The organism is Arthrobacter sp. B0490 (assembly GCF_002929355.1).
GTDB lineage: Bacteria > Actinomycetota > Actinomycetes > Actinomycetales > Micrococcaceae > Arthrobacter_D.
This window is the reverse complement of record NZ_PJIR01000001.1, coordinates 542,078-556,622: the sequence shown is the minus strand read 5'-3', so window position 1 is coordinate 556,622 and position 14,545 is coordinate 542,078. Positions and strand designations below refer to the sequence as shown.

The window sequence follows — 14,545 nt, the reverse complement described above, 5'->3', positions numbered from 1 at the left end:
CGCCGGGCGGGCGCGTCACGGCCCCGGCGTTCCCGTAACCGGGACTCCCTCGCGGGGTACATCTTTCTCTCCCCGTGGCTGCTGGGCTTCATCGGCCTCACGCTGGGGCCCATGCTGGCGTCGCTCTACCTGGCGTTCACGGACTACAACCTGTTCACCGCTCCCGAATGGACGGGGCTGGAGAACCTCGGCCGCATGGCCGAGGACGAGAAGTTCTGGGGATCCGTGCGGATCACCCTGATCTACGTCCTCGTGGGGACGCCCATCAAGCTGGCCGCAGCACTCGCCGTGGCCATGCTCCTGAACTACAAGGCGAAGGGCACGGGCTTCTTCCGCTCGGCCTTCTACGCACCGAGCCTCATCGGAGCCAGCGTCAGCATCGCGATCGTGTGGCGGGCCATGTTCTCCACCGACGGTCCCGTGGACGGCACCCTGAATCTCTTCGGCATCAACCTCGGCGGCTGGATCGGCAACCCCTCGCTGATCATGCCCATGATGATCCTGCTGGCCGTGTGGCAGTTCGGCGCTCCCATGGTGATCTTCCTCGCCGGCCTCAAGGGCGTCCCCGCCGAGCTGTACGAGGCCGCGTCCGTCGACGGCGCGAAGGCGTGGCGCAAGTTCCTCAGCGTCACGGTGCCGATGCTCTCGCCCGTCATCTTCTTCAACCTGCTGCTCGAGATGATCAACGCGTTCCAGGTCTTCGCCTCGGCGTACATCATCGGGTCGGGAACCGGCGGCCCCGGGGGCGCCACCAACTTCTACACCGTGTACCTCTACACGAGGGCGTTCGCCAACAACCAGATGGGCTACGCCTCGGCGATGGCCTGGGTGTTGCTGCTCGCCGTGGGCGTCCTCGCCTTCATCCTCTTCCGTACTTCCAGGAGCTGGGTCCACTACGCAGGAGACTCCAAGTGACCACCATCGAATCGAACCCCGCCGTACCCGTCCCGCGGAACACCGTCGGTGACCCGCAGCCCCGGCCGCGACGGCGCAGCCTCCGCCGGCACATCCCCACCGCGTTCTGGGTCGTGGGCATCGTCGCCCTGACGGCGATCGTGCTCTACCCGCTCCTGTGGATGTTCTCGGCGTCGCTCAAGCCGAACTCGGAGTTCGGCAGCAACCAGGGCTTCTTCCCCGAGAATCCCACCTTCGACAACTTCGTGAAGGTGATGCAGGGTATCGCCGGCATCCCCACCTGGAAGTTCTTCCTCAACTCGCTGCTGCTCGGCATCGGCGCGGTGATCGGCACGGTCATCTCCTCCTCCATGGCCGCCTACGCGTTCTCGAGGATCAACTTCCGGGGGAGCAGGATCCTCTTCGCGGCCATGATCGGAACGCTGCTCCTGCCCTTCCACGTGCTGATCATCCCGCAGTACATCATCTTCAGGAACCTCGGCCTGATCGACACCTTCTGGCCGCTCCTGGCGGGCAAGTTCCTCGCCACCGAGGCGTTCTTCGTCTTCCTCATGGTGCAGTTCATCCGCAACCTGCCGCGTGAACTGGACGAGGCAGCGCGCATCGACGGGTGCGGCCACGGCCGGATCTTCTTCTCGATCACGCTGCCGCTGATCAAGCCCGCCCTCATCACGTCGTCGATCTTCGCGTTCATCTGGAGCTGGAACGACTTCCTCGGCCCGCTCCTGTACCTGAACTCGCCGGACAAGTACCCGCTGCCGCTCGCCCTCCGGATCTTCAACGACCAGACGAGCACCTCGGACTACGGGGCGACCATCGCGATCTCCGTGCTCGCCCTGCTGCCGGTGATGCTGTTCTTCATCATCTTCCAGCGCTTCCTCGTCGACGGCGTCGCGACGCAGGGCCTCAAGGGATGAGCCCCCGCCGGCGCGACGCGGCCGGCCGCGGACGGCAGGCCGCCCTCCGCGATGGCAGCGCCCTGCGCTGGCCGGGCGCGACGGCGAAGTTCGCCCTGTTCGGCGAGGTCCTCTGGGTCGGCGTGCTCTGCTGCATCGCGGGCCTCGCGATCGTCACCGTTCCCGCATCGTTCGCCGCCGGCTCCGCGCACCTGCACCGCTTCCTGCGTGCCGAGGACTCGACCGTCCGTCACTTCGCCGCCGACTTCACGGCAGCGCTACGGACGGGCTGGGTCGTCGGGGTCGCGTTGCTCGTCGCTGCCGCGCTCCTCCTGGTCGATCTCGTCGTCGCCGGCTCGCGGACCCTGCCGGGCTGGCAACTCGTCCTGGCCGCCGGGATCGTCCTGCTGCTGGGACTGCTGGTGGCCCTCGCGGGTATCACGGCCCGCTGGCAGGCCGCCCGTTCCTGGCGGGCCGCGGGACACCTGTGGCTCACGGACGCGCGGCAGGACCCTGCGGGCGTCGCCTGGCTCGTGGCCGCCGTCGTCCTCACCGCGATGGTCGGCTGGCAGCTGCCGCCGCTCGTCATCCCCGGGGTGGGCTGCCTCGTGTTCGCCGCCCTCGCGACGTCCGTGCGCGAGCGCAGTTCCCGCTCCTGACCGTCCCGACCCCTGGAGACCCCTTGCACTACGGCGCCGACTACAACCCCGAGCAGTGGCCCGAGGAAATCTGGCCGGAGGACGTGGCCCGCATGCGCGAGGCCGGCGTCACGATGGTCAGCCTGGGCATCTTCTCCTGGGCGCGCATCCAGCCGTCCGAGCACGAGTTCGACTTCGGGTGGCTGGACCGCGTCATCGGCCTCCTGCACGACGGCGGGATCGCCGTCGACCTCGCCACCGCGACGGCGTCGCCCCCGCCCTGGGCGACGGTCGCCTACCCGGAGATGCTCGCGGCCGACGAGCGCGGCACGTCCTACTGGCACGGCAGCCGCCAGCACTACGCGCCGTCCTCTCCCGCCTACCGGAAACTGGCCGGAGCCCTCGTCACGCAGATCGCCGAGCGCTACGCCCGGCACCCCGCCGTCGTCCTCTGGCACGTCAACAACGAGTACGGCTGCCATCTGGACATCGACTACTCGGACGCCGCGCGCGACGCGTTCCGACGGTGGCTGCTGGCGAGGTACGGGACGGTCGACGCCCTCAACGAGGCGTGGGGCACCATGTTCTGGTCCCAGCGCTACGGGTCCTTCGCGGAGGTCTTCCCGCCGCGCCACGCGCCCTACAGCCACAACCCCGGGCAGCTGCTCGACTACCGCCGGTTCACCTCGGACATGCTGCTCGAGTGCTACAGGATGGAACGCGACATCATCCGCGCGGCTGGGGCCGCACAGCCGATCACCACGAACTTCATGGGCGCCTTCAAGCCGGTGAACTACGCGCAGTGGGCGGCGGAACTCGACGTCATCAGCGACGACCTGTACCCGGATCCCGACGATCCCGAGGGTTTCAGGGAAGGGGCCTTCCACGGCGACCTCATGCGGTCGCTCAAGCCCGGAACGCCCTGGCTCCTGATGGAGCAGGCCTCCAGCGCGGTCAACTGGCGCCCGTCCAACGCGCCCAAGGCGCCCGGCCAGCTCGCCGCGCAGAGCATGCAGGCCGTCGCGCGAGGGGCCGACGGCATCCTGTTCTTCCAGTGGCGTCAGTCGCGTGCAGGGTCGGAGAAATTCCACTCGGGGATGCTGCCGCACGCCGGCACGCAGATCCGCACCTGGCGCGAGGTGGTGGCGCTCGGCCGGGAGCTCGGTGATCTCCCCGGCCTGCCGCCCGACGACGGCACGGCCCGCGTGGCGATCCTGCTGGACTGGGAGAACTGGTGGGCGATCGAGAATCCCGACCATCCCACCTCCCTCGACTACCTGTCGCTCGTGCGGGGCTGGTACGACGCCGCACACCGCCTCCACGTGCAGGTGGACCTGGTGCGGCCCACCGCCGACCTGTCCCGCTACCGCGCCGTCGTCGCGCCCCACCTCTACCTGCTGACGCGCGAGGCCGCAGCGAACCTGACCGCGTTCGTCGAGGCCGGGGGGCACCTGCTCGTCACGGCGTTCAGCGACGTCGTCGACGAGAGCGACCGGTTCCGGGCCGGCGGGTTCGGGACCCAGCTGCGCGACCTCCTGGGCATCGCGGTCGAGGACTTCGGTGCGCTGGTGGCTCCGGGATCATCGGGCCCGGGACAGCAGCAGGCCCGGGTGAGCGGCGGGGGGTTCGCGTTCCCGGGGATCCTCCTGGCCGAGGAGGTGCACGCCGTCGGCGCCGAGGTGCTGGCCGCGTTCGACGGCGGCAGGCAGGCCGGTCGGCCTGCGCTGACGGCGCACTCCTCCGGCGCGGGCACGGCGTACTATCTGGGCACGGTGCCCGACGACGACGGCACCGGGCAGGTGCTCCGGCACCTGTTCGGAGCGGCGCAGGTGGAACCCGTACTGCCGGGGCTCCCGCCCCTGGTCGAGGCGATCCGCCGGGGACGGCTGCTCACCGTCATCAATCACGGGAGCGAGTCCGTGCACGTCGAGGTGCAGGGCAGGGACGTTCTCGGCGGGGCAGTCGTCCAGGGGGTCACCCTGCAGCAGTTCGGCTACGCCCTGGTCCTCACGGGGGACTGAGCCCGGGAGGTGCCGGGCCCGGGCGATCGGCAGGCGTCCGGCTATACCGCCCCGGACGCGGGCGCAAGACGGTCCTCCCGGTTCCGGGTAGGGCTGCGGCGCCCGAGGCCCCGGGCCTACGCTCGGGTGCATGGACCAGCCGACCGAAGAACATCACCTGAAGGACCTCGGCGACACCGAGGGGATCGACCCGACCGACGTGGGCCAGATCCGGGACGCACCGCTGACCGCCGCCGACGAGGAGGACCTCATCGCCGGCCGGGCCGTGCCCGACGCCGACCCGTCACCCGAGACCCTCGCCGGGAACGTCGGCCTCGAGGGCTCCGCGGACAACCCGACGAGGGACGACCGCTTCACGGGCGGTTCGCACTGAGCTGAGGAAGATCGGCGTGCACCGGGCCGACCGGGTCGGGCCGGCTGATCCGGGCTGCTCACACCGGGCCGGGCCGGCCGAGCCCCCGTCCGGCTATCCGCGCAGCTGCTGCACCATGTCGAGCACGACGGCGCGGAGGTCGCCGTCGTTCTCCTCCGCGATCCGCCGCTGGCGCTGGTACCCGGCGCCGCGCTGCAGGATGCCCTCCACATCGGCGAGCTCGCTGCTGCAGCCGAGCTTCGCGGCGATCGGCTCGAGCCGGTCGAGGACCTCGACGAGGTGCTCCGTGACGAGCTGCTCGCGGCCCTCGGCGTCGAGGATGATGATGGCGTCGAGACCGTACCGGGCGGCCCGCCACTTGTTCTCCTGGATATGCCACGGCGGCATGAGGGGGATGCTGCCGCCGGCGTCGAGCGTGTTCGAGAACTCGTGGACGAGGCACTGCGTCAGGGCGGCCACGGCGCCGACGTCCTGCAGGGTCGAGAGCCCGTCGCACACGCGCATCTCCACCGTGCCGAGGTTGCCCACCGGGCGGATGTCCCAGCGGATCTCGCTCACGGAGTCGATCACCCCGGTGGTGGACATGTCCCGGACGTAGGACTCGTAGCCGGCCCAGTCGTCGAAGTGGAACGGCAGGCCGGCGGTGGGCAGCTGCTGGAACATGAGGGCCCGCTGCGAGGCGTACCCGGTGTCCTCGCCGCCCCAGAACGGTGACGAGGCGGAGAGCGCCTGGAAGTGCGGGAAGTAGTTGACCAGGCCGTCCACCACGGGCAGGGCCTTGTCCCGGTGGTCGAGCCCCACGTGGACGTGCACCCCGTAGATGACCATCTGCCGGCCCCACCACTGCGTGCGGTCGATCAGCTTCGCGTAGCGGTCGCGGTCCGTGACCTGCTGGGCGCGGGGCGCGCTGAAGGGGTGCGACCCGGCGCAGAAGAGCTCCACGCCCATGGGGTCGGTGACCTCCCGGACGGCGGCGAGGGAACGGGACAGATCGGCCTTCGCCTCGTCGACGGTGGTGCAGATACCCGTGACGAGCTCCACGGTGTTGAGCAGGAGTTCCTGCTTGATGTGCGGGTGCTCGTCGTCGTCCTGCAGTTCAGGGTGGTTCGCACTGACACCGCGCAGGACCTGGTCGGCCACGGAGACGAGTTCGCCGTTGTAGCGGTCCACGAGCGCAAGCTCCCACTCGACACCGAGGGTGGACTGGGCCGATTGCGCAAAGTCGATCTTCAAGGGCTGGCTCCTGGAGCGATGCGGGGGATGGTGGTGCCTCGGCAACGCGCCGTCGCGGAAGAGACTCGTCCCAATATTAGTACCTGCCACGCGGACATGGCACGGGCGGCGGGGCGATCGGGCGTGCTGCTGGGATGATGGGGGAGTGCCCATCCTGAACAAAGACATGACCCTCTGCATCTCCCTGGCCGCGCGGCCCAGCAACATCGGTACGCGCTTCCACAACTACCTGTACGACGAGCTGGGACTCAACTACGTCTACAAGGCCTTCACCACGAAGGACCTGCCCTCGGCCATCGCCGGGCTGCGCGGGCTCGGCATCCGTGGCTGCGCCGTCTCGATGCCGTTCAAGGAGGACGTGATCGCCCTCGTGGACCACCTCGACCCGTCCGCGAAGGCCATCGACTCCGTCAACACCATCGTGAACGACGACGGCGTCCTCACGGCCTACAACACCGACTACCTCGCGGTGGAGCGGCTGCTCCGCGAGCACGCGGTACCTCCGACGCACTCGGTGCTCGTGCAGGGGTCCGGCGGCATGGCGAAGGCCGTGGTGGCCGCCCTGCGCGATTCCGGCTTCACCCGGGTGACGGTCGTCGCCCGCAACGAGCGCACGGGACGCGCGCTCGCGGAACTGTACGGCTTCGCATGGCAGCAGGAGGTGGGGGAGTCGACGGCGGACCTGATCCTCAATGTCACACCCCTCGGCATGGCCGGCGCGGACGCCGATGCGGTCGCCTTCCCGCAGGTCGCGATCGACGCGGCGCTGGTGGTGTTCGACGTCGTCGCGTCGCCCTCGGAGACGCCGCTGATCCTCGCTGCCCGGCAGGCAGGCACACCGGTCATCACGGGCGCCGAGGTGGTCGCCCTCCAGGCCGAGGAGCAGTTCGTCCTCTACACCGGCGTGCGGCCCACACCGGGGCAGGTCCGCGCGGCGGGGGAGTTCTCCCGCCGGGAGGCCTGACCCGCGGCCGTACCGGGCGGCCGGCCGGCGACGGGCTGGACCGGCTACAGCCGGTACCAGCGCACGCCGTGCGGTTCGATCGTCACGCCCGCACGGAGGTGGGCGCGCCCGCCGCCGATGAGGTCGAGGGCGGTCTCGGGCAGTCCGGACAGCGTCGCGGCGTCGACGTCCTGCTGGGTGTCGGCGAAGTTCGCGAGCACGACGACGGTCGATGCCCGACTGTCGGGCTGGTCGCCGAGCCGGCCGGGTCGCTGGTAGCCGAGGACGTGCGGGTTGTGGGTGTGGAAGGGCGCGAGCCGGCCACCGGCGAATTCCGGGGTCTGCCGGCGGACCTCGATGAGACGGCGAAGGCCCGTGAAGACCGCCCCGGCGTCCGTCCCGGGGTCGTCTCGGTGCGCGTAGGCGTCGGCGGGGTAGGCGGGGCGACCCACCCAGCGGCTGTCGCCCGCCTTCGCGGGGTCGGCAAGGTAGGAGTAGTCATTGAGCTGGCCCACCTCGTCGCCGAGGTAGAGCAGCGGGATGCCGCCCGTGCTGAGGATGACCGAGTGCGCTAGGAGGATCCGCGCCACCCCGGCGTCGTCGTCCGCCTCCAGTCCGGCGAGTGACGCCGTCGTCCCGGAGATCCTGCAGTCGCCGGTGCGCGGGTTGTCCTGGAAGGGGACCCCGCGCGCGAAGCTGCCGGGGAACCTGTCGACGAAGAACGCGTTGAGGAACCGGCGGTGGTCGAACCCGTCGATGCCGAGCTCCGCGGCGTCCTCGTCGGAGAACGTCCAGCCGATGTCGTCGTGGCTGCGCACGTAGTTGACCCAGGCGGTGCCCTCGGGGAGGTCGTGCCGCCGCTCGAGGGCCTGGGCGAGGAGGGACACCTCGCGGGTGGCGAGCGAGTTCCAGATGAGTGCCATCTGCAGCGGGTTGTAGCTCAGCTGGCACTCACCGCGGTCGATGTACTGCACCACCTCATCCGGGTGCACGATCGCCTCCGACTTGAAGAGCAGCGAGGGTGCCGCGAGCCGGCACACGGCATTGAACGCCTGCAGCAGGAGGTGGGCCTCGGGCAGGTTCTCGCAGGACGTGCCGAGCTGCTTCCAGATGAACGCGACGGCGTCCATGCGGACGATGTCCACGCCCTGGTTCGCCAGGTACAGCATCTCGCCGGCCATGGCCCGGAACACGCGTGGGTTGCTGTAGTCGAGGTCCCACTGGAACGAGTGGAACGTGGTCCAGACCCACCGTCCGTCGTCGAGCTGCACGAACGAGCCGGGGTGGTCGTCGGGGAAGATCTCCCGCACGGTCCGCTCGTAGGCGTCGGGCATCTCGCGGTCAGGGTAGATCCAGTAGAAGTCCTGGTAGTCGGGGTCGCCCGCCCTGGCCTTGCGGGCCCACTCGTGCTCGTCCGAGGTGTGGTTGAAGATGAAGTCGACCACCAGTGCTATCCCACTCTCGCGCAGCTCGCGGGTCAGGTCCGCGAGCTCGTCCATGGTGCCGAGCGACGGGTCCACCTCGCGGTAGCTGGAGACCGCGTACCCGCCGTCGGAGTTCTCCTCGGGCGCCCGGAACAGCGGCATCAGGTGCAGGTAGGTCAGCCCGAGGTCCCTGAAGTAGGGGATCCGGTCCCGCAGGCCCACGAGGCTGCCCGCGTAGAGGTCCACGTAGCAGACACCCCCGAGCATCCGGTGGGAGGAGAACCACTCGGGAGCCATGGCACGGGAGGCGTCGACGGCCTTCAGGTCCGCGGGCCGGTCCTGCCACGAGGCCGCGGCGTCGAGGACCACCTGCAGCAGCTCGCCGTCGGACCCCGGCCCGTAGATGCTGGAGAAGAGCGACTGCAGCCGGGGGAACTCGGCGTCGAAGCGCGCCTCGAACGACGCCCAGTCGGCGTCGGGGGTGCTCTCCCGGCGCGCGGACCGGAGTTCCGCCCGGACACGGTCCACGGGCGGGGTGGGAGGAGAACTCATCCGGCAAGCCTATTGCAGCCCCCTCCGGCCGCGACGCCCGTCGTCGTTCCGGGTTAGAGGTGCGGAACCGCGTGTCGGGGCCCGACGCGCCGGACAACCGCCACCCTGGCGCTGAGAACCGTGAACGACGGCGGCCGGGACGCACGGAGCGCCGCGCCCCGTGCGGGACGCGGCGCTCCAGGAGGCCTGCGGCGGAGCCGCCGGGGGTTACTCGGAGACCGGGATGGACTGCGACTTCAGGGAGTCGATGGTCTTCTGCTGCCCGTTCTCGAGGGCGTCCATCAGGGTGCCGGAGCCGCCGATGGCAGCACCGAATCCGTCGGAGACGTCCGTGTAGGTCTGCGTCATGGTGGGGCCCCAGGTGAAGTCGGGGTTCACGTTCGCTGATGCATCGGCGAAGACGTCGTAGATCTTCTGTCCGCCGTAGTAGTCGACGCCGCCGGCGAAGGCTTCGAGCTCGGTCGCGGACTTCGCGGCCGGGTAGATGCCGCCGAGCTCGTTGGCGAGCGCGAGGGCCTCGGGGTCGGTATTGAGCCAGAGCGCGAACTTGGCGGCCTCGGCCGGGTGGTCCGAGCCCTTCAGCACCGCGGTGGACGAGCCGCCCCAGTTGCCTGCGGCGTTCCCGCCGTCCTCCCACTGCGGCATCGGGGCGACGGCCCACTTGCCGGCGGTGTCGGGGGCACCGGTCGAGAGGGTCGTGGCGCCCCAGACGGCGGACACCCAGGTCCACTGCTGGCCCTCGTTGAACGAGGCGTTCCACTCGTCGGAGAAGGACGGCAGGGTGGAGACGAGGTCCTTCGACAGGAGGTCCTGCCAGTAGGTGGCGACCTCCTCGGACTCGGGGCTCGTCAGGTTGACGTCCCAGCTCTCGCCGTCGTTCGCGAACCACTGGCCACCGTTCTGCCAGACCATGCCGGCGAACCAGTTGACGTCCGACTTCGGGAAGTTGGTGATGAAGGAGCCCTGCGCCTTGATCTGCTCCGCTGCCGCCGCATACTCCTCCCACGTGGTGGGGACCTCGATGCCGGCCTGCTCGAAGAGGTCGGCGCGGTAGTACATGGCCATGGGGCCGCTGTCCTGCGGGACCGCGTAGACGGAACCCTCTTCACCGAAGGTCACCTGCCCCCAGGTCCAGTCGACGAACTGGTCCTGGGCGTCGGCGACGCCCTCGCAGCCGGCGATGTTCTCGAGGCCGTCCTGCACACGGAAGTTCGGCAGTGCGTCGTACTCGACCTGGCCGAGGTCCGGTGCGTTGCCGGCCTGGATCTGGTTGAAGAAGTTCTGGTAGGTACCGGAGTTGCCGTTGGGCCCGGTCTGCACCTCGACCTGGATCTCGGGGTTCTCGGCGTTCCACAGCTCGACGACCTTGTCCATGCCGGGGACCCAGGTGGTGAAGTTCAGGGTGACGGGGCCCTCGGAGGCCTCGCAGGGAGCCGCTTCCGCTCCTGCCTCGGTGCTGTCTCCGCCGGCTGAACAGCCGGAGAGAGCCAGCGCAGAGATCATGGCAAAGGCCGCGGTGACTTTTCCGTAATGCGCGCGCATTGTCTTTCCTATCGGTGGTAGTGCGGTACAGGGGCGGTCGCCCGTGCACCCGTGGTGCTGGTCAGGGGACTGGGGGCTGCTATTTGACGCCGCCTGCGCCGAGGCCGCTGCTCCAGAAACGCTGGAGTGCCAGGAAGGCGATGATCAGCGGCAGGATCGACACGAGCGCACCGACGATCACGAGGGAGCGCAGTTCGGGGATCTGGCTGATCTGGCTGTTCCAGGCGTACAGACCCAGGGTCACGGGGAAGAGCACCTGGTCGCGGAGCATGATCAGGGGCAGGAAGAAGTTGTTCCAGATCGCGACGAACTGGAAGAGGAAGATCGTCACGAGCGCCGGTGCCATGAGGCGCGTGGACACGGTGAAGAAGGTGCGGATCTCACCCGACCCGTCGAGGCGGGCCGCTTCGAGCAGCTCGCCGGGCACGCTGGCCGCCGCATAGATGCGGGCCAGGTACACGCCGAACGGGCTGACGAGGCTCGGCAGGAACACGGCCCACATGGTGTTGGTCAGCTCGACGCGGCTGAAGATGAGGAACAGCGGGAGGGCCAGCGCCGTGGCCGGTACCAGCACGCCGCTGAGCACGATGTTGAAGATCGCCTCACGGCCCCTGAACTCGTACTTCGCGAGGGCATACCCGCACATCGCCGCGATGACCGTGCCGATCAGGGCGCCCACCCCCGCGTACAGCGCGGAGTTCAGCAGCCATCGGCCGAACAGCCCGTCGCCGTAGGTGAACAGGCGCCCCAGGTTCGTGAGGAACGTCCCCGCGGAATTCGCCGTGAACCACAGGGGAGCGGTGGAGGTGATCTCGCCGCCCGTCTTGGTGGAGGTGGTGAGCAGCCACCAGATGGGGGTCAGGAAGTACAGGGTGAAGACACCCATGATGAGCATCGCCGCGCTGCGGGACATGATGCTCTGGCGGGGGCCGCGGGAACGGGGGCCGGCGCTGTCCGCCGTAGGACTCGCGCCACGCCGGCGCCTGGAGGCGGTGGCTGGGGTTGCCGTCACTGGGTGACCTTCCGCTGGGTGGACTTCAGGAAGACGAAGGAGAGGATGAACGTGGCGAGCGCGAGGACCACCGAGAACGCCGCGGCGAGGTTGTAGTTCGGCACCGACGCCGTGGTGTAGACCGCGAGGTTCGGCGTGAACGTGCTGTTGATCGCCGAGCTGAAGCTGCGGAGGGTCTGGGGTTCGGCCAGGAGCTGGAGCGTGCCGATGATCGAGAAGACGGCCGTGAGGATGATGGCCGGGATCACCAGGGGGATCTTGATGCGCCACGCGATCTGGATGTTGCTGGCGCCGTCCAGCCGGGCGGCCTCGTAGATCTCCGTGGGGATCGCGAGCAGCGACGAGTAGATGATCAGCATGTTGTAGCCGACGTACACCCAGGTCACGATGTTCGCGATCGCCCAGAGCACCAGGTTGCCGCCCAGGAAGTCGACGTTCGAGGTCACCGCGCCGAACGGCGAGAGCGACGGCGAGTACAGGAAGCCCCACATGATGGCGGCGATGACGCCGGGGACGGCGTAGGGGGCGAAGAATGCGAGCCGGAAGAACTTCTTGCCCCGCAGCAGCGGCGAGTCGAGCAGCAGGGCGAACAGGAGGGCGAGGCCGAGCATGACCGGTACCTGGACGGCACCGAAGAGCAGCACGCGCCCCACGGATTCCCAGAAGGCCGTGTTCTGGAAGACCTGCTCGTACTGGACGAACCCGCCGAAGACCTGGCGGGGCTTCCCGAACGTGCCCTCGCGCTCCACGGTCAGCAGCGACTGCACGACGGCGTAGACGATCGGGATGGCGTAGAAGGCGAGGAAGAGGATCGCGAACGGGGCGATGAACACCGTCACGGCGCGGCGCTGCGCTCCCGACGATCGGTTCTTCCTCACGACCGGGGCCGCCTTGGGGACCTCGGCCGGGGTGCTAGTGACTGACATTGCCTGCATCCTTTCGGCCCTGGTCCGAGCCGTCGGTGTCGGGGATTCCTGGAGTGGTGCGGACGACGCGGACCGCGCCCGCGGGAACGACGACGACGTCGGCCGGGGCCTCGGACGTCAGCAGTTCCAGACCGCTGACCCGGTGCTTGCGGTCCTCGGCGGAGTGGTTGATCAGGAAGACGTACTCGTGGCCGTTGCCGCGGCGGGTGACGACCTCGAGGCCGGACTGTGTCTCGGGTACCTGCACGCCGGCGGTGACGGCGGCACGGAGCAGCAGGTCCCGGAGGACACCGCCGTCGAGGACGGTCCCGGCGTACCAGGCCTCGCCCGCACCGACGCGGTTGCGGGTCACGGCGGGTGTCCCCACGTGGTGGCCGGTCGCGTAGCTCAGGACGGCCTCGGCCGAGGTGAGGCGCAGGGCCTCGGACCAGAGCGAGGCGAGGGAACCGTTGTCGAGGGTGAGGGGGTGCGCGGGGTCGAGGGGGAAGAACTCCTCCGAGCGGATGCCGAGGAGGTCGCGGAAGGCTCCGGGGTAGCCGCCCGGCCGCACCCTCTCGTTCTCGTCGACGATCCCGCTGAAGAACGTGACGAACGCGGACCCGCCGTGCTCGACGAAGTCCCGGACGACCGCGGCGTGCTCGTCGCGGACCAGGTAGAGGTTCGGCACCACCACGAGCCTGTAGCCGGAGAGGTCGGCGCCGGGAGCCACGATGTCGACCGTGATCCCCGCGTCCCACAGCGCCCCGTAGGCGGCATGGACCTGCTCGATGTAGCGGACGTCGCCCGACGGGTGCGATTCCTGGTCGTGTGCCCACCAGGCCTCCCAGCTGAAGACGAGTGCGACGTCGGCGTGCACGGTCGTGCCCGCGATCTCGCGGAGCTTCCCGAGTGCGGAGCCGAGCCCGACGACGTCGCGCCAGATCTGCGAGTCGGTGCCGGCGTGCGGGAGCATCGCGGAGTGGAACTTCTCGCTGCCCTGCAGTGAGGCGCGCCACTGGAAGAAGCACAGGCCGTCCGCGCCGCGCGCGAGGTGGGTCAGGGAGTTGCGGAGCATCTCGCCGGGGCCCTTGGCGATGTTGCGGGGCTGCCAGTTCACGGCGGCCGTGGAATGCTCCATCAGCAGCCACGGCAGACCCTGGGCGAGTCCGCGGGTGGTGTCGGCGGCGAAGGCCAGTTCGGCGTTCGGCGCAGCAAGGCGGTGGTCGAGGTAGTGGTCGTTCGCGATGACGTCCATCTCGGGGGCCCAGGACCAGTAGTCCTGGTTCCGGATGTGCGCGGCGACCATGAAGTTGGTGGTCACCGGTGCAGCGCTGTTACGGCGGAGGACCGCCTCCTCCGCGGAGTAGTGCGCGAGCAGCTCGTCGGAGCTGAAGCGGTTGAAGTCGAGCTCCTGCGTGGGATTCAGGGCGGAGAGCGTGAGCCTCGGGGGCAGCACCTGTTCCCAGGCGGAGTAGCGCTGGCTCCAGAAGGCGGTGCCCCAGGCGGCGTTGAGGGCGTCGAGGGTGCCGTAGCGGGTGCGGAGCCAGCCGCGGAACGCCTCGGCGGAGACGTCGCAGTAGCACAGCGAGTTGTGGCAGCCGAGTTCGTTGGACACATGCCACAGGCGGAGGGCCGGGTGGCTGCCGTATCGGGCGGAGATCCGCTCGACGAGGGCGAGGGCGTGCTCGCGGTAGGCGGGGGAGCTGGGGCAGAACGCCTGGCGGCCGCCGGGCCAGCGGGCGGTGCCGTCGGCGGTGCGGGGGAGCATCTCGGGGTGCTTGGTGGTGAGCCACGCGGGAGTGGACGAGGTGCCGGTGCCGAGGTTCACGCCGATGCCGTTCTCGGCGAGGAGGTCCAGGACGGCGTCGAGGTCCTCGAACCGGAAGACCCCCTCCTCGGGCTCGATCTCCGCCCAGCCGAAGATGTTGACCGCCACGAGGTTGACGCCGGCCTCCTTCATGAGGCGGACGTCCTCGTGCCAGACGGACGCATCCCATTGCTCGGGGTTGTAGTCACATCCGTAGACGAGCTGACCGTTGCCGGACAATCCTGCGACGGTGGTTGTGCGTGCCAAACCTGCTCCTCATGCTG

At 69.4% G+C, this 14,545-nt stretch carries 12 protein-coding genes; 6 read left to right on the top strand and 6 right to left on the bottom strand.

Features of this window, described 5'->3' with window-relative positions:
- Nucleotides 1–60: 60 nt before the first annotated feature.
- The 5 genes from CXQ97_RS02490 (at nt 61) to CXQ97_RS02470 (ending at nt 4,843) form a co-directional block, all read left to right on the top strand.
- Complete coding sequence (locus tag CXQ97_RS02490; protein WP_258062185.1) at nt 61–915, top strand: carbohydrate ABC transporter permease; 855 nt, start codon at nt 61–63, stop codon at nt 913–915.
- Nucleotides 912–1,832: a carbohydrate ABC transporter permease gene (locus CXQ97_RS02485; protein ID WP_258062151.1), complete on the top strand. Its 921-nt coding sequence runs from the start codon at nt 912–914 to the stop codon at nt 1,830–1,832. Before CXQ97_RS02490 ends, CXQ97_RS02485 begins: the two co-directional genes overlap by 4 nt.
- Nucleotides 1,829–2,470, top strand: a complete 642-nt coding sequence (locus CXQ97_RS02480; protein ID WP_104179234.1) for a hypothetical protein — start codon at nt 1,829–1,831, stop codon at nt 2,468–2,470. The genes CXQ97_RS02485 and CXQ97_RS02480 overlap by 4 nt, the downstream gene beginning before the upstream one ends.
- Nucleotides 2,471–2,493: 23 nt before the next feature.
- Entirely contained in the window at nt 2,494–4,470 is a 1,977-nt protein-coding gene (locus CXQ97_RS02475; protein ID WP_104179233.1) for a beta-galactosidase, read from the top strand.
- 130 nt (nt 4,471–4,600) lie between these two features.
- Nucleotides 4,601–4,843: a hypothetical protein gene (locus CXQ97_RS02470; protein ID WP_104179232.1), complete on the top strand. Its 243-nt coding sequence runs from the start codon at nt 4,601–4,603 to the stop codon at nt 4,841–4,843.
- Between the two features lie 93 nt (nt 4,844–4,936).
- Here CXQ97_RS02470 and CXQ97_RS02465 read toward each other — a convergent pair whose 3' ends face one another.
- A complete protein-coding gene (locus CXQ97_RS02465; protein ID WP_104179231.1) occupies nt 4,937–6,076 on the bottom strand; it encodes a glutamate--cysteine ligase in 1,140 nt (379 codons plus the stop codon).
- Nucleotides 6,077–6,221: 145 nt separating this feature from the next.
- On the opposite strand from CXQ97_RS02465, the gene CXQ97_RS02460 reads away from it, so the two are divergent.
- A complete protein-coding gene (locus CXQ97_RS02460) occupies nt 6,222–7,040 on the top strand; it encodes a shikimate 5-dehydrogenase (protein ID WP_258062149.1) in 819 nt (272 codons plus the stop codon).
- A 44-nt stretch (nt 7,041–7,084) separates the two neighbouring features.
- Here the strand turns inward: CXQ97_RS02460 and CXQ97_RS02455 are convergent, their stop codons facing one another.
- The 5 genes from CXQ97_RS02455 to CXQ97_RS02435 all read right to left on the bottom strand — a co-directional run bounded on the left by CXQ97_RS02455 (nt 7,085) and on the right by CXQ97_RS02435 (nt 14,528).
- Nucleotides 7,085–8,995: an alpha-amylase family protein gene (locus tag CXQ97_RS02455; protein ID WP_104179230.1), complete on the bottom strand. Its 1,911-nt coding sequence runs from the start codon at nt 8,993–8,995 to the stop codon at nt 7,085–7,087.
- 207 nt (nt 8,996–9,202) lie between these two features.
- Nucleotides 9,203–10,537: an ABC transporter substrate-binding protein gene (locus tag CXQ97_RS02450; protein ID WP_104179229.1), complete on the bottom strand. Its 1,335-nt coding sequence runs from the start codon at nt 10,535–10,537 to the stop codon at nt 9,203–9,205.
- 79 nt (nt 10,538–10,616) lie between these two features.
- A complete protein-coding gene (locus CXQ97_RS02445) occupies nt 10,617–11,450 on the bottom strand; it encodes a carbohydrate ABC transporter permease (protein WP_104179228.1) in 834 nt (277 codons plus the stop codon).
- A gap of 95 nt (nt 11,451–11,545) precedes the next feature.
- Nucleotides 11,546–12,484, bottom strand: coding sequence for a carbohydrate ABC transporter permease (locus CXQ97_RS02440; protein WP_104179227.1), 939 nt, complete (start codon nt 12,482–12,484; stop codon nt 11,546–11,548).
- Nucleotides 12,462–14,528: a beta-galactosidase gene (locus tag CXQ97_RS02435; RefSeq protein ID WP_104179226.1), complete on the bottom strand. Its 2,067-nt coding sequence runs from the start codon at nt 14,526–14,528 to the stop codon at nt 12,462–12,464. Before CXQ97_RS02435 ends, CXQ97_RS02440 begins: the two co-directional genes overlap by 23 nt.
- Nucleotides 14,529–14,545: the final 17 nt, after the last annotated feature.

Bases quoted from the DNA above. Each gene is read 5' to 3' on its own strand.
- CXQ97_RS02480 (WP_104179234.1), top strand. From the start codon at position 1,829: ATGAGCCCCCGCCGGCGCGACGCGGCCGGCCGCGGACGGCAGGCCGCC.
- CXQ97_RS02470 (WP_104179232.1), top strand. From the start codon at position 4,601: ATGGACCAGCCGACCGAAGAACATCACCTGAAGGACCTCGGCGACACC.
- CXQ97_RS02455 (WP_104179230.1), bottom strand. From the start codon at position 8,995: ATGAGTTCTCCTCCCACCCCGCCCGTGGACCGTGTCCGGGCGGAACTC.
- CXQ97_RS02450 (WP_104179229.1), bottom strand. From the start codon at position 10,537: ATGCGCGCGCATTACGGAAAAGTCACCGCGGCCTTTGCCATGATCTCT.
- CXQ97_RS02445 (WP_104179228.1), bottom strand. From the start codon at position 11,450: ATGTCCCGCAGCGCGGCGATGCTCATCATGGGTGTCTTCACCCTGTAC.
- CXQ97_RS02440 (WP_104179227.1), bottom strand. From the start codon at position 12,484: ATGCAGGCAATGTCAGTCACTAGCACCCCGGCCGAGGTCCCCAAGGCG.